This is a genomic window from Capnocytophaga sp. HP1101 (assembly GCF_054772415.1).
Genome location: NZ_BPUU01000003.1, coordinates 401,272 through 414,872, shown reverse-complemented (window position 1 = coordinate 414,872; position 13,601 = coordinate 401,272). Strand labels below are relative to the sequence as shown.

The 13,601-nt window shown below is 45.9% G+C and carries 14 protein-coding genes; 4 read left to right on the top strand and 10 right to left on the bottom strand.

From position 1 onward, the window contains the following. Positions 1–49: 49 nt before the first annotated feature. From RCZ04_RS03035 to RCZ04_RS03000, 8 genes are all read right to left on the bottom strand, one after another. Positions 50–1,144, bottom strand: a complete 1,095-nt coding sequence (locus RCZ04_RS03035; RefSeq protein ID WP_460484488.1) for an alpha/beta hydrolase — start codon at positions 1,142–1,144, stop codon at positions 50–52. A 142-nt stretch (positions 1,145–1,286) separates the two neighbouring features. Then, positions 1,287–1,760 (bottom strand): flavodoxin family protein, encoded by a 474-nt coding sequence (locus RCZ04_RS03030; protein ID WP_460484487.1) that lies wholly within the window; start codon positions 1,758–1,760, stop codon positions 1,287–1,289. A gap of 576 nt (positions 1,761–2,336) precedes the next feature. Next, a complete protein-coding gene (locus tag RCZ04_RS03025; RefSeq protein ID WP_460484486.1) occupies positions 2,337–3,359 on the bottom strand; it encodes an alpha/beta hydrolase in 1,023 nt (340 codons plus the stop codon). A 193-nt stretch (positions 3,360–3,552) separates the two neighbouring features. Beyond that, positions 3,553–4,533, bottom strand: coding sequence for an aldo/keto reductase (locus RCZ04_RS03020; RefSeq protein ID WP_460484485.1), 981 nt, complete (start codon positions 4,531–4,533; stop codon positions 3,553–3,555). Between the two features lie 35 nt (positions 4,534–4,568). Then, on the bottom strand, positions 4,569–5,399 hold the full coding sequence (locus RCZ04_RS03015; RefSeq protein WP_460484484.1) for an SDR family NAD(P)-dependent oxidoreductase: 831 nt from the start codon (positions 5,397–5,399) through the stop codon (positions 4,569–4,571). Between the two features lie 4 nt (positions 5,400–5,403). Beyond that, positions 5,404–6,225: an SDR family oxidoreductase gene (locus RCZ04_RS03010; RefSeq protein WP_460484483.1), complete on the bottom strand. Its 822-nt coding sequence runs from the start codon at positions 6,223–6,225 to the stop codon at positions 5,404–5,406. Positions 6,226–6,424: 199 nt separating this feature from the next. Further along, positions 6,425–7,561, bottom strand: coding sequence for an aldo-keto reductase family protein (locus tag RCZ04_RS03005; protein WP_460484482.1), 1,137 nt, complete (start codon positions 7,559–7,561; stop codon positions 6,425–6,427). Positions 7,562–7,592: 31 nt separating this feature from the next. Next, entirely contained in the window at positions 7,593–8,009 is a 417-nt protein-coding gene (locus tag RCZ04_RS03000) for a nuclear transport factor 2 family protein (RefSeq protein ID WP_460484481.1), read from the bottom strand. A gap of 235 nt (positions 8,010–8,244) precedes the next feature. Here RCZ04_RS03000 and RCZ04_RS02995 point away from each other — a divergent pair, with 235 nt between their 5' ends. The 3 genes from RCZ04_RS02995 to RCZ04_RS02985 all read left to right on the top strand — a co-directional run bounded on the left by RCZ04_RS02995 (position 8,245) and on the right by RCZ04_RS02985 (position 10,548). Beyond that, entirely contained in the window at positions 8,245–9,054 is an 810-nt protein-coding gene (locus RCZ04_RS02995) for a helix-turn-helix domain-containing protein (RefSeq protein ID WP_460484480.1), read from the top strand. 129 nt (positions 9,055–9,183) lie between these two features. Then, complete coding sequence (locus RCZ04_RS02990) at positions 9,184–10,053, top strand: AraC family transcriptional regulator (RefSeq protein ID WP_460484479.1); 870 nt, start codon at positions 9,184–9,186, stop codon at positions 10,051–10,053. A gap of 12 nt (positions 10,054–10,065) precedes the next feature. Next, positions 10,066–10,548, top strand: a complete 483-nt coding sequence (locus RCZ04_RS02985; protein ID WP_460484478.1) for a hypothetical protein — start codon at positions 10,066–10,068, stop codon at positions 10,546–10,548. 2 nt (positions 10,549–10,550) lie between these two features. On the opposite strand, the gene RCZ04_RS02980 is transcribed toward RCZ04_RS02985, so the two are convergent. Beyond that, positions 10,551–11,213 carry a helix-turn-helix transcriptional regulator gene (locus RCZ04_RS02980; protein WP_460484477.1) on the bottom strand — a complete coding sequence of 221 codons (663 nt, stop codon included), beginning with the start codon at positions 11,211–11,213 and terminating at the stop codon, positions 10,551–10,553. An 84-nt stretch (positions 11,214–11,297) separates the two neighbouring features. Between RCZ04_RS02980 and RCZ04_RS02975 the strand changes: the two genes are divergently transcribed. Next, complete coding sequence (locus tag RCZ04_RS02975; protein WP_460484476.1) at positions 11,298–12,161, top strand: CPBP family glutamic-type intramembrane protease; 864 nt, start codon at positions 11,298–11,300, stop codon at positions 12,159–12,161. A gap of 8 nt (positions 12,162–12,169) precedes the next feature. Here RCZ04_RS02975 and RCZ04_RS02970 read toward each other — a convergent pair whose 3' ends face one another. Beyond that, a complete protein-coding gene (locus tag RCZ04_RS02970; protein ID WP_460484475.1) occupies positions 12,170–13,129 on the bottom strand; it encodes a transporter in 960 nt (319 codons plus the stop codon). Between the last annotated feature and the right edge of the window lie 472 nt (positions 13,130–13,601).

Sequence of the window (13,601 nt, the reverse complement as noted above, 5' to 3'; positions counted from 1 at the left end):
GATGCAATCATACTTATTAAGAGTATTCAAGCAGTTTTTAATGGAAAGTTTATTTATCTAAGTTCTTTTCGGCAAGCCAAGAGCTGAGCAAGTCGGCTACTTGGAGGTTGTTTTTTTCGGCAAACATAAAGTGGCTGTTGCCAGTGATGCCTTTTTCGGGCAAGAGTACTACTGAGGCATCGCCTCCGTGCTTGTTGATGCAAGCGGCAAAGGCTTTGGCTACCTGCATGCGCTCGTACCAACGGTTGAAAGCAAAGTGCTCGGTGCCCGTACGGATATTGTCGCCGTAATAGATAACGATAGGGATGCGCGTCAGTGCTTTGAACTGCTCTAAGCTGATAGGTTGAGAAAGAGAGATATGAGCTACATCATTGGCAGGCGTAGGCACAGTGGGCATTTCACCTTCGGGGAAAACAAACTCGGTACCAGGCTCGTATGAGATAACCGCCTTTACCTTGTCGGTTTTCAGGGCTGTTTGCCAACCAGGTCCGCCCCCTTGGGAGTGGGTGATGAGGATACCCTCGCCTATACGGTCAAAAACGGCTGCTGTAGCCGAGGCAATGGCTTCTAAATCATACGCCCCCGTGTTCGGTGTTATCTGGCGCAAGAATTGGTTCAGACTCTCAGGATCATTAGGAAACTGACTGTTAGGAAAGAGGTTAGGGTACATCCCCATACGGAAGTTTTCAAACCAAAACTGGTCGTTCGGCAGTACGGTAATTTGCTCGGAAACGGTCGAGTTGCCCGCACGACCTCGACGAGGCTGGTCGAGTATATAGGTTGCAAAGCCCCTGCGGAGGAAGATAGAGCCAAAGCCCTCGCGCCCATCGGGGGTAGATTCCCACGTTTTGCCCGATTGCCCTGCTCCGTGCAAGAAGACCAACGGCAGGCGGTGAGGATTTTCTGGGATTTGAAAGCTCACATAAGCGTGGTCGCCGTAAAGCGTTTGTCCACTATGCGAGTTAGGGTTTGAGGAGCTATAGGTACCCTCGTTCTTTATAGTAGTACCGCCTGCAAAGAAGCTGCCTTGCTGCGCAATTACTAAAGGTTCGTTTGTGTTCATAAGGTTTTCTTTTTTAGGGGACTCAGTAGGGTTTGAGCAAGCTACAAGACAACCTACCAAAGCGTAAAAGGTTCTTTTCATACTGATTTTATTTTTCACGGGGCAAAGGTACGGTGGTTTGGTGAGAGGATTGTTACACAAAAGGCGGTAGTTTTTGTAGATTTTTTGTTTTTTAGCACTTAAAGCCTATGATTTAGCGACAAAGCTACAAAAACTTTTTGAATTATTTCAGTTTTTCAGCGAGTTTTTGTGCTTGGGCTTGGTTGTTAGCCATTCCTTGGTAGGAGAAGCCGTACATTTCGCAGAAACGTTTGACGGTGTATTCGCCATCGTTGATCATAAAAGCTTCGGGAGCAAAACCTTGATAGACAAAAAAGAGCTGGCGAGGTGCGAAAGAGCCATTGGGTACGGGTCCATAAAAGCGGTCAAGCAGGTCGCGTACGGCAGCATTGATGTTGTGCCAATAGATGGGTGAACCGAGTACAATGATGTCGGCGGATTTCATCTTAGCAAGTACTTCGTCGAACTGGTCGCCAGGGAGGGTTTGCCCATAGTGGTTGATGCGGTACTGCACGAGGTTCAGCGTTTCATAGGTCTTGCCTTTGAGCAAGGTTTGAGCGAGCTTGGCAGTATTGCCATTGGGGTTGGGACTGCCGTTGATGAAGAGGATTTTGGGGTTGTTGTTCTTGGTGTTCATTTCTTGTTTGTTTTGACAGCTTGCGGTGCTTATTAGGGCAAAGAACGCAAGGAATAAAGTAAGGGATTTCATTTTGCTTGTGTTATTTAAGTTTTACGGTGCAAAGGTAGGATATTTTTGGCAAATGGCAATTATACAAAAGTCGGTAATATTTGCATATTTTCCGGTTCTCACCCCGTTCCTGCACCTACTCTCCTGCAAGTCTTCGGATACTTCTCCCAAGGAGAGGGGCAAGCTGCAAATAAAAAAGGTGCGGGGCTTGTTTGTGGGGCTTACACTACGCGGCAGTGTTATGATTAGTGTCCGATTAGTGTTCGATGTAGAGCCGATGTAGAGCCGATGTAGAGCCGATCAGTCTCCGCTTAAGCTCCGCTTAGTGTCCGAGTAAGGTGTATTTTTGGGAGGCTGGTTCTGGGGAGGTTTTTCTTTTTTTATTCAGCTTCTAACCTTTTTTATAGATAGTGCGGTAAGTGTGCTGAGCAGTACAAAAGCTGTGATAATCCACACCATAGCGCGAGGGGTGTCTGTTGAAAAGAGGGCTAAGAGCACTGAAGAGATGATTCCACTGCCGTAGCGTTAGGGAATATACTGTTTCCAAAACTGTACGGCTAAATCAAGCCAGCCTTCGGCATCGGTGCCTGTACCAAGACCAAAGCCGTGAGAGGCTGTTTGGTAGCGGTGGAAAGCAACGGGCACGCCTGCAAGGCGGAGGTTCTCGGTGCGGCGTTGCATACCATCGGCAGAGGCAATGGGGTCGTTGGAAGCTACGGTGAGGAAGGTAGGAGGAAAATTGTTGCTGTAAGTGCTTTGCCCTGTATAGGCAATGACGGCTGTTGCAGGTTGGAGTACATTGGCGGTAGTGAAATTCTTCGCCCCGTAATAGGCAATATTGCCCACCATACGCGCCCCTGCTGAGCTACCCCAAAGGGAATAATTTTCGGCAGATACCCCAAGTTCTTTGGCGTGCTGTATTACGTAGGCGATAGCAGCGGCTAAATCTTCGGTGGCGTACTGCTCACTGCCGATACGGTAGCGTATCACAAAGGCGTTATAGCCCAGTTCGCTAATGCGCTTTGCCAAAGGCAGTCCTTCGTGCAGAGAGCCCACGTAAGAAAAGCCACCACCAGGGCATACTATGGCAAAGGGAGCATTAGGTTTGCCGCGAAAGAAGAAAACGCCTGTGTGTTGCTTGCGTGGGTCGGCTTGGCGTTGGGCTTCGGAGTAGATGTTGTAAAAGATCGTCTTCCCGCTATCAGCTTCATCTATCAAGTGATTGACAGCACCGAGCACCACTTCTGGGCGTACGTGGCTGTGGTAGGGCATTGTACGAGCTACTTGGGCAAGAGGTAGCGAGTAGTAACTGCTGTTATCGTCGTACGGCAAGAGCAAGTCGCCAAAACCTGTAAAGACTTTATGAGTAGCGAGGTCGCGCACCGTATTTGCGGTGGTGAGATGTTCTGTTTTTACTGAGGGTTGAGGGTTATTATTAGGCATAGTTTCTTTGTTTTGGGCGCAGCTGATGCAGGTAACAAGTAAAGCTTGCAATAGCAAGGTATGTGCGTAACAGATAACAGATAGTGGGGATAAAAGGGTTTTCATATTGTTTAATTTTCTTAGTAATTTTGTTTATAGTCAAAAAGAAATAGATTGCAACTCTTTTGTGTGGGCGTTTGCCAAACGCCCCTACATATACCGCAAAAGCGACTGATTATGAGGGAATCAACTTTGCTAAAGTTTTGAACTTTGGCAAAGTTTGCAGTGCAATTAAGTTTTATCTCCTAAAGGTTAAGCATTATCTATCGATATTCTTTTGAGCTTCGGGGGAATAGCGGTTGCCTTGTAACTGTATTTTGCTAAGTGCTTCAGCAATAGCTTGTAGCTCTTCATTGGTATAACTGATATTGGCAGCGGCAATGTTGTCGGTAAGGTGGTGCAGACTACGACTGCCTGGTATAGAGACAATAAAGGGCTGTTGCGCTTTGAGCCACGAGAGGGCTACTTGGGCGGGGGTGCAACCTTTTTGCTGAGCTATTTGCTTTACCAAATCGACAATGACCATATTGGCTTCGATGTTTTCGGCTTGAAAGCGGGGAACGGTAGTGCGGAAGTCGTTCTTGGCAAAACTCACTTCTTTGGTAATGCTACCTGTGAGGAAACCTTTGCCCAACGGACTGAAAGGCACTAAGCCTATGCCGAGTTCTTTTAGTACAGGAATGAGTTGCTCTTCGGGTTCGCGCCAAAACATTGAGTATTCGCTCTGTATAGCAGTGAGCGGCAATACACTATGAGCGCGACGGATATTAGCAACGCCTGCTTCGCTCATTCCCCAATGGAGTACTTTGCCTTCTTTTACAAGCTGTGCTACTGTGAAAGCAACATCTTCAATAGGGGTGTTGGGGTCTACACGATGCTGGTAGTAGAGGTCGATATGGTCGGTACGGAGGCGGCGCAAGGAGCCTTCCACGCTTTGGCGAATAGTAGCAGGACGGCTATCCAAAGTTTGCTTAAAGTTGGCAAGCTGTATACCGAACTTAGTAGCTATTTTCACCTCGTTGCGGATAGGAGCTAAAGCCTCGCCTACGAGTTCTTCATTGATATAAGGTCCGTAACACTCGGCAGTATCGAAGAAATCGACGCCCAGCTCGTGCGCTTTGCGGATAAGGGCTATCATTTCGTTTTTGTCTTTAGGGTCGCCATAGCCGTGGCTCATACCCATACAACCTAAGCCTATACTTGATACGCTGAGGTTGCGACCTAAGATTCTCTTTTCCATAGTAATAGATAATTTTTTAAGTTTGATTATTTGGATTAAAACGCTCCTAAACCACCATCAACATTTAGTACAGAGCCAGAGATGTAACGCGCCTCATCGCTTGCTAAAAATAGAGCTAAGTTAGCTACTTCTTCCGAGGTGCCAAAACGTTTCATCGGGATGTTGCTTGTGATGCCCTCTTTGTGTTTGCGTTCTTCTTCAGGAGAAAGATTGGTAACATTCCATATATTGGTGTCGATAGCCCCTGGAGCAATAGCGTTTACCCTTACGCCATCGGTGGCAAGGTCTAATGCCCAAACACGTGTAAAGCCCTCGACGGCAGATTTCGCCCCTATATACATAGAGAGGTTGGCACCGCGATTGGTAACCCCTACTGTTGAAAGGTTGATGATATTGCCTTTTGCTTTGATGAGATAGGGTAAAGATTGAATGGTAACATCTACAAGGGCACGCACGTCTAAATCAAAAGCACGGTCGTAATCTTTAAGGGTTACCTCTTTGATAGACTGCACAGGGCACCAACCCGCATTATTGACCAAAATATCTAACTGACCGTTATAGTCGGTTTCGACCTTACGGATCATATTGCTCACTTGTTCGGTTTTGGTAATATCGGCAACCACGTACGAGATGTTGGGGTGAACAGCAGCTGTTTCCTTTAAGGTTTTTTCAGTGCGCCCTGCGATAATTACTTTGGCGCCTTCTTGAGCATAACGGATAGCAATAGCGCGCCCAATACCTGAGCCTCCGCCAGTAACAATGGCTACTTTGCCAGTGAGGGGAGTTTTGGGTTGTGCTTTTTGTTGTTTTTGTTGTGCCATAGCGAATAATGGGAGCACTAAGAGTGCTATTAAAAGTTTTTTCATTGTATTATTTTTTACGGATGGATTCTAATTGGTTTTTTACCTCTTGGGGTTCTTTGGCGAAAGGCATATTGTCTTTGTCGAGCGGACCATCTATGCCTTTATCGGCTAAAGTAGGTTTGAAGAGGGCTTCGAGGTCGGTAGTTTTAGCACCTTTTTCGGCTACGAGCTCTACGGTTTTGTTTTTAGCTGAAGGAGTTACAGCACTGCGTACGAGCACTTCAGCCAATTGGCGGCGAGAGATAACGCCATCTTTAGGAGAGCCTGTAAGGTGCGAATCGTCTTGGCGGAGTACGAGTTTCAGCTCATCGGCTTTATTGTAATCAAACCAACCTGGGCGCACGATGGTATAAGGGTTGCCGCTGGCGCGCACGAGGCGTTCGCCACGTCGTTTCCAATCGCCGCGAGAGCCTTCGGGGTCGTTGCCACGACGGGCAGTAACGCCTATGGAGGTCATTAGCGAGATATAGGCTTTTTTGCCGTTGAGGGCTTTGAGAATGTTGTACACGCCGCCGTAATCAACGGCTTTGCCTTCAGCACCACCACCGTGAGTGCCGTGGGTAAAGACGATTACATCGACTCCTTCAACAGCTTTGGCAAGGGTTTCGGGCTTAGTAAGATCGCCTTGTACGATTTCAACCGACTTATCGAAGTTGGCTTTTTGAGGGTTGCGCACTAAGGCGCGTACTTTATAGCCATCGGCAAGGGCAACTTCTACCACGTGTTTGCCGATAGAGCCTGTAGCCCCTACAGCTAAGAGGGTTTTACCTTCTTGGGCAGGTAAGAGGTAAGAGATAAAAGGTAAGATAAAAAATAAAGTCTTTTTCATTGTTTTATTTCTTTTAAGTTTTACGGTGCAAAGGTACGGCGGTTTGGCGGAAGGGTTGTTACACAAAAGGCGGTAGTTTTTGTAGTTTTTTCGGTTAGGTAAGAGGTAAGAGATAAGAAAGGCGCGAGGTGTGAGTCTGTGGAGCTTACACTTCGCGCCTATGTTTTATGTTGGGCGAATTGCAATTCGCCCCTACGGCTTACTTTACTTCTGAGAAATTGAGTATCATTTCGGGGAGGCGCAAGCCTTCGATGGTGAAACTATCAAGGGCGGTGCGGTAGCGTTGTAGCTCTTCGGCAGTGAAGGTAATATCGGTAGCACCGAGGTTTTCTAAGAGGTGATACCCTTTGGTAGTGCCTGGAATGGCTACGATAAAAGGCTTTTGCGTTTGTAACCACGCTAAGGCAAACTGGGCTGTAGTGCAGCCTTTTTCCTTGGCAAAACGGTCGATCATTTGGTAAAGGGCGAGATTATGCTTCATTGCTTGTTCTGAAAAGCGAGGGATAATCGTCTTGAGGTCTTGGGCAGGTGGATTGTTAAAGCGGGTGTGTTCATCTACATAACCGCAGAGGGTGCCCATACCCAGCGGACTCCAAGGCACAAAGCCAATACCGAGTTCTTCGCATACGGGGAGTACATCGTTTTCTCTGCCTCTGAACAACAAGGAATATTCGCTTTGGATAGCGGTAAGGGGCAGGATTTTATGCGCCTTGCGTATGGTAGTGGGGCTTACCTCGCAGAGCCCCCAGTGAAGTACTTTGCCCTGCTTCATCAGGTCTTGAACGGCTCCTGCAAACTCTTCCACAGGTACGGTAGGGTCGGCACGGTGCTGGTAGAGCAGGTCGATACGGTCGGTACGGAGGCGGCGGAGCATATTATCAACTACCTGCTTGATGTGAGCAGGCTTGCTGTTGAGTCCACCAGTGCGTTTGCCCGTTTGCTGGTCGATGTCCCAACCGAATTTAGTAGCGATGACAATGTCGTTGCGGAAGTTTTGGGTAGCCTCGCCTACAATGCGTTCGCTTTCAAAGGGTCCGTAGGCTTCGGCAGTATCAAAGAAGCGCACGCCGTGGTCAAAAGCCTGTTGCACTACCTTGATAGCATCGGCTTTGGAGGGTTGCGGAACGCCGTACATATCTTGCCCCAAACCTTGACAGCCTAAGCCCAAGGCAGAGACTTCAAGCGTGCCGAGCTTGCGGGTAGGGAGCGGGGTGGCTTTGATACCTCCTTTTTTAGGTTTTTTAGCTTCAGCTGAAGCTGAAATCATATCTGTTTTTCCAAGAGCTAAGGCAGTAGAAGCCAAAGCACCGAGAGTAAGGAATGAGCGTCTTTCCATTGTTTAGGTGTTAGGTTTTAGGTTTTAGGTGTTAGTAAATAATTCGAGTATAAGATAAAGAGAGCAATTGCCATTTGCGACCTTTCTGGGTATAGGTTTCGGTAACTACAAAGGGATTGACAACTTCGTTGCCACCGACGATAGCAGTAAGGCGCAGTTTGCGCAAGAGCACGGCGGTTTTGCCTACGATGCGCACAGAAGTTTCTTCAGTAGCAACGTCTTTTAGCACAATGCCTTTTTGTTGCAATACCTCAAGTTCCTTATCGCGGGTAAGGGTAGCCCCCATATGCACAAATACGGCTTCAGGGGCGATGTGTTCGGTAAGAACAGAGGTGTTTACCTCTTGCATTGCTTTCCAAAGGTTTTCGGAAAGGGTTAGGATTTTAGCTTCTTGAGCATTTGTTAGGTAAGAGGTAAGAAGTAAGAGAAAAAACAGGGTGTTTTTCATTGTATATATAATTTTTGTAGGGGCGAATGGCAATTCGCCTTTATTGTTCAACGGTGCAAAGGTACGGCTGTTTGGTGAAATAACAATTATACAAAAGTCGGTAGTTTTTGTGGATTTTTCGCCCCCTATCCCCCGAAGGGGGGAAAATCCGTAAATGTGATTTGCTAATTGGCTAATCATTACTATCTTTGTCGCTTAAAACAATTAACAAATTGGCAAATTAGCAAATTAGACTATGAGCAACTTTTTGGAACATATTATTCTCGATACTGACCTCAGCCGTTTGGGCAGTGAGGCACTGGCGCACTACGTGGCGCATGTGTTGTGCCATAAAGGGCAATACAATTTTAAGTTTAACGGGGAAACTTTTAGTTTGAAGGCAGGCGAGGCGATGATTATTGCAGTAAGTGATGGTTTTAGTCCACTACAAGTGTCAGCCGATTTCGAGGCTACTTGTATTTACGTGTCGCCTGAATATATTGAGCGTTGCACCCCGCGCAGCAATTACGGTATTAGGGGCTCCTTAGCACTATTTGCGAACCCTGTGATGCCGATGAGTGCTGCTCAATTCAATACTTTGAAAGCTGATTTTGAGCAAATAGCTCATCGGATTGCCAGCACCGACCACGGTTTTCAGGACAATATACTGCGGTGTGCCCTGCAGATGCTTTTCTTAGATTTCTTCGACATTCACGCCTCGCATAACGGACTGGCACACATCTCCTTGCAGGATAACGATATAATGGTGCGCTTTATGGAGCTATTGGACAAAGAGGCGTACTTGGAACATCGTGAAGTGGGTTACTATGCTGAGCAGCTGTTCGTAACCCCAAAATACCTTTCGCAGGTGTGCAAGCGGGTGAGTGGCAGGAATGCGCTGTACTGGATTAACCGCTTTACGACCATACACCTGCGCAAACTCTTACAGGCAAAAGAGTTCAGCCTTACTGAGATTGCTGATAAATTCAACTTTTCATCGATGGCGTACTTCACAAAGTTTGTGCAGCAGCATTTAGGGGTACTACCAAGTCAATTTGCCAATTAGAAAATTTGTCAATTAGCAAATAAAAAATCCGCGTGCGATCGCACGTGGATTTTTTATTTTCGCAAGATTGGAAAAGTATCTTCATTAAAAAGACTGTACCTTTGCCCCGAAATTTAAAAAATAGCACTTATGAAACCCATTACTCGCAACGACTACACCCAGCGCATCAACAAAGTGGTGGAATACATCAATCATCATCTCGATGAGCCTATCAGCTTGAAAACGCTTGCCGATATTGCTAATGTGTCACACTTTCACTTTTGTTGTATCTTCAAGGCTATCAAAGGGGAAGCTCCTATGGCTTTTATCGCTCGTGTGCGCATAGAAACCGCTGCCCAACTGTTGCGCTATTCGGCGCTGCCTGTTGAGCAAATTGCCTTTAACATAGGCTACGAAAGTCCGGCGTCGCTCTCCAAAGCCTTTAAAAACCAATATGGTATCACCCCTACCCAGTACAGAACAGATAAAGAAATTTATATTATGAAGAAAGAATTTTTTTTGCCCGATTTGGCTCTTAAAGCTCCGAAAATAATAGAGCTTGAGCCTAAAAATGTAATTTATGTAGCCCTTACAGGCGAATACGGTACGCTGGATTACGGCAAGGCTTATGAGCAGTTGTGGGCAGTGGTGAAAGCGCAAAAGCTCTTCACCAAAGGCATTGAAATGATATGCGTATCGTACGATGATCCTAAGATTACTGAAGCTCAGTTGCAGCGCTCGGATATTTGTTTGCACATTCACAAACCTGCTGAGCCACAGGGCGAGGTGAGTTGTAAAACCTTAGCAGGCGGCAAGTATGCTGTCTTTTTCTATCAAGGTAGTTACGATCATCTTTCGGCAGTGTACGATGCGGCAATGCGTTGGGTGGTAAATAGCGAATACGAGGTGCGCGATGAGCCGATGTTTGAAAAATACCTCAACGACCGTAGGCGTACTCCTGAAGAAAAACTAAAAACTGAAATTTATATTCCAGTGCGAGCCGCACAGGCAATTAATTAACAAATGAATCTTATGACACTTACAAAAACAGAAAAAACAGTAGGGTTTGTTTTGGCAATCTTCTTGTTGCTCCTCACGCTTTCAGGTAGTGGTTATTTCTTCTTTACGCTGAAAGTGAACTTTGTACAATGGTTGGCTTACAACGCTTGTTCGCCCAGCAGTTTGGTGTATTTAGCTTGCTTTGTTGCTTTTTGGGCAAGCAAAAAGAGCGTTTGGCTACCATTGGCATTCTTGCCGATGTACTATTTTGGCACGATGGGGCTCTTTACTTTTACGTGGAGTGGTGCTAATATTTTTGCGCAACTCTCGCATATTACGATGACACTCAACCTCATTTGGGCAGTTTATATCCTCTTCCGCATTGGTGACTACAAAGCCTTTACACGTGGTTTGCTGTGGAGTATCCTCCTCTTTGTGCCTTTTATCGCCTTTGTGATGTATTATTGCCGTACTCACGCTGAGGAGATTGAAAGTTTATTGCAAATGACACCTTAACTTTAATTCATTAGTCCCATTCGTTTGGCAAAGGCTACGGCTTCTAATATATTGCCGGTGTGGGTTTTTTCGAGGATATTTTGGCGATGGCGGTTTACGGTATGCACACTGATGTGCAGTCTTTCAGAAATTTCTTTGCTGAACATTCCTTCGTTTGCCAATAATAGTACTTCTTTTTCACGAGGGGTGAGCTGCACATCGGTAGGTGGGGTAAGGCGTAAGGGTACTATCTCATCGGTAAGGCAATTGATCATCTGAAAACGCACAGGCTGCTCTGCCGATTGCTCTGGCGAAATATCCATAAAGCCCATAGCCAACCAATTGTCGGTTTGTACTGCTAAGAGTTGCAGTTGGTAAATCACTCGCATATATTTACCTTTATCCAAAACCCTAAATTCGTAAATGTGCTTGTACTGCAACCGCTCTTGGGCAGGCAAAGTCTCCAAAAACGCCCATATTTGTGCATCGATTTGCTTCACCACCTCTCTATCTTCAGGGTGCAAACTATCGGGGTGCACATCAGGGAAATCAAATACTTCCGACAAGTAGTAATAACGCCCGTGTTTATCGACTATAAACACGGCGCTATTGGCTACTTTTTCTAATATTTTGGCGTAAGAAATGTACTCTTGCGCGAGTTCTTCTATGCTTTTTCCGGAATTCATCGTTAAAATGGTTATTATTCAGTATTGCCAAGGTGCTGCCACTGCCGTAATTTTGCCGCCAAAGTTACATAAATATTTTTAATGATGAAAAAACAAGTACAAACTATTAGGAATTTATGCATTTTTATCCTCGTAGCCCTTAGTTGTGGCTGGATAGGGGTATGGGTCGATTCGCTTACGGGCGAAACCACTGGCGATTTTGCCGATACTAACAATGGTACCAGCGGAATGGGCATTTTTATCATCGCTCCCGTACTGGCGTGGCTCGTGTTGCGTGCCTTTATGGGCGACGGTTGGCGCGATGCGGGTTTGCGACTGCTACTGAAGAAAAATTGGAAATGGTACGGGGTAGCAACTTTTATTTACCCTGTAGTCATTGCCCTTACACTACTTATTGGCGAAGTTTTGGGGTGGCTGAAAGTACAAATACGCTGGACGGACTATCTCGCGGGGTTTGGTATTTTTGTATTAGCGGAATTTGTAAAGAATTTCTTTGAAGAATCGTCGTGGCGGGGGTATCTCACTGCCCGCTTGCTGAGCTTGAAAATCAAAGATGTGTGGCTTTACCTCATTGTAGGCTTCGTATGGTGTTCGTGGCATTGGCCTTATTTCTTTTACTTTATAAAGCCCGAACAAATGTTTGCTGTATTCCCTTACGACAAGGTTACTTTTTGCGTAATGGCACTCGTGTGTTGCACTTCGTGGACGGTGATGTACACTGAGCTTTTCCGCCTTACGCGCTCTATCTGGCCTGGGGTGTGGATGCACGCCATTGAAGATACTACTATCAACAGCTTGATATACGACCAGCATATTGCTATCACAACAGGCAAAGAAATTCTCATCTCTCCCGTTTCGGGGATTATTCCTTGCTTGCTGTACGTAGGGGTAGGGTTGTGGTTGCGAAGTGTGAGAATTCGCAAAATGGCATTAGCTGATGAATATTAGTTAATTCATTAAGCTTTGTATTTCCCTTTTTTCCAGATTTCTATAGAGTTCACGATGTTCTGCCAAAGGATATAGCAACCTGGTCCTACGGTAGATAGGGGGTTCAAGTAAGTGGCGGCTATCCAGATGGCAAAGGCGGTGTTCTTCTGCCCGAGGGCTTGTCCGGATTCAATAGAAGCATTGAAAAAACGACCTATCCCCCACCCTACTGCGTATTGCAAAAAACACAATAACAAACCCGAAAAAGCGATGATTAACAAGAATCCCACACTCGTCTCGGCGTGGACGATGTTCTTAACAGTGGTGCCGGTTACGATCATCAGGGAGCAACCCCAAAGGTAAAAGGAGAGGTCGGGGATGGCGATAAGCCATTGGTGGAAGCGGCGCAATTGCGGCAGACTCTTGGTGATGAGTGCCAAGAGCATTGGCACTACCAAAACTAACGACACTTTTTGCATAATGAGCGCAAAAGCACTCCAGAAGTTCATTTGTGAAGCGGGTTCTATCAGCGGGAAGCAAATAGGAATGAGCATAGCGCACAGCAGATTCGAGAGGAAAGTGTAGGTGGTCATCTGCTCCAAATTGCCCCCGAGCTTGAGGGTTACTACCGCAGCCGCCGCTGCACAAGGGCCAATGATACACGCCAGCACGCTCTCTAAGAGTATCAGTGCGTTGCCACTGAGGCGAAAATAGAGAATGAGCCCCACGATAAACACTACCGAAACGACTTGGAACACAATTGCCCAGAGATGCCAACGCACGGGCAAGAGTTTTTTGAAATTGACTTTACAGAAGGTTACGTACAAAATCAAAAACATAAAGAGCGGCAGAATCGCATCGAACACAGGGGCGAGTTGCTGTGAAAGCGTATCGAGGGCAGGAACGTAATAAAAAATGAGGTACACTACTGCACCAAAAGTCATTGATACCGGTAGTGTCCAATCTTTTATGAATTGCAAGAGGCGCATTTTCAGTGTTTTTAACTTTTGAAAGGTGATTGCAAGAAAAGCAACAAGAATTCTTCTACATTCAACTGACGTTTAACAGAATGCAAATGTACAAATAAATTATTAATTAACGCTGAAGTTTGTCTATAAAAAAACGAGAAGAATACGGGAAAGTTTTAAAAGTTGCTTTTGCGTCATTGTTCTCCCTTTGAGGGTTATTTGCGATAGGTAGAGTAAGAAAACATAGTCCCTTTAAAGGGGGACAATCCATAACTATATTTTTCTGATATTTTTCCGGACAACTTTATTGGTTATTACGAATAACGCCCCTATCTTATCCGAACACTAAGACTTCTTATAGTGGTTCATCAACGGTTCTACATCGGCTCTACATCGGCTCTACATCGGCTCTACAACGAACACTAATCGAACCTAAACCGAAGCTTACCCGAAGCTAAGACGTTTCTAACCACTATACGCAATAAGTATTTGT

What these genes read in the sequence shown, in the direction of transcription:
- RCZ04_RS03035 (WP_460484488.1), bottom strand. Translation starts at nt 1,144, where the DNA reads ATGAAAAGAACCTTTTACGCTTTGGTAGGTTGTCTTGTAGCTTGCTCA.
- RCZ04_RS03030 (WP_460484487.1), bottom strand. Translation starts at nt 1,760, where the DNA reads ATGAACACCAAGAACAACAACCCCAAAATCCTCTTCATCAACGGCAGT.
- RCZ04_RS03025 (WP_460484486.1), bottom strand. Translation starts at nt 3,359, where the DNA reads ATGAAAACCCTTTTATCCCCACTATCTGTTATCTGTTACGCACATACC.
- RCZ04_RS03020 (WP_460484485.1), bottom strand. Translation starts at nt 4,533, where the DNA reads ATGGAAAAGAGAATCTTAGGTCGCAACCTCAGCGTATCAAGTATAGGC.
- RCZ04_RS03015 (WP_460484484.1), bottom strand. Translation starts at nt 5,399, where the DNA reads ATGAAAAAACTTTTAATAGCACTCTTAGTGCTCCCATTATTCGCTATG.
- RCZ04_RS03010 (WP_460484483.1), bottom strand. Translation starts at nt 6,225, where the DNA reads ATGAAAAAGACTTTATTTTTTATCTTACCTTTTATCTCTTACCTCTTA.
- RCZ04_RS03005 (WP_460484482.1), bottom strand. Translation starts at nt 7,561, where the DNA reads ATGGAAAGACGCTCATTCCTTACTCTCGGTGCTTTGGCTTCTACTGCC.
- RCZ04_RS03000 (WP_460484481.1), bottom strand. Translation starts at nt 8,009, where the DNA reads ATGAAAAACACCCTGTTTTTTCTCTTACTTCTTACCTCTTACCTAACA.
- RCZ04_RS02995 (WP_460484480.1), top strand. Translation starts at nt 8,245, where the DNA reads ATGAGCAACTTTTTGGAACATATTATTCTCGATACTGACCTCAGCCGT.
- RCZ04_RS02990 (WP_460484479.1), top strand. Translation starts at nt 9,184, where the DNA reads ATGAAACCCATTACTCGCAACGACTACACCCAGCGCATCAACAAAGTG.
- RCZ04_RS02985 (WP_460484478.1), top strand. Translation starts at nt 10,066, where the DNA reads ATGACACTTACAAAAACAGAAAAAACAGTAGGGTTTGTTTTGGCAATC.
- RCZ04_RS02980 (WP_460484477.1), bottom strand. Translation starts at nt 11,213, where the DNA reads ATGAATTCCGGAAAAAGCATAGAAGAACTCGCGCAAGAGTACATTTCT.
- RCZ04_RS02975 (WP_460484476.1), top strand. Translation starts at nt 11,298, where the DNA reads ATGAAAAAACAAGTACAAACTATTAGGAATTTATGCATTTTTATCCTC.
- RCZ04_RS02970 (WP_460484475.1), bottom strand. Translation starts at nt 13,129, where the DNA reads ATGCGCCTCTTGCAATTCATAAAAGATTGGACACTACCGGTATCAATG.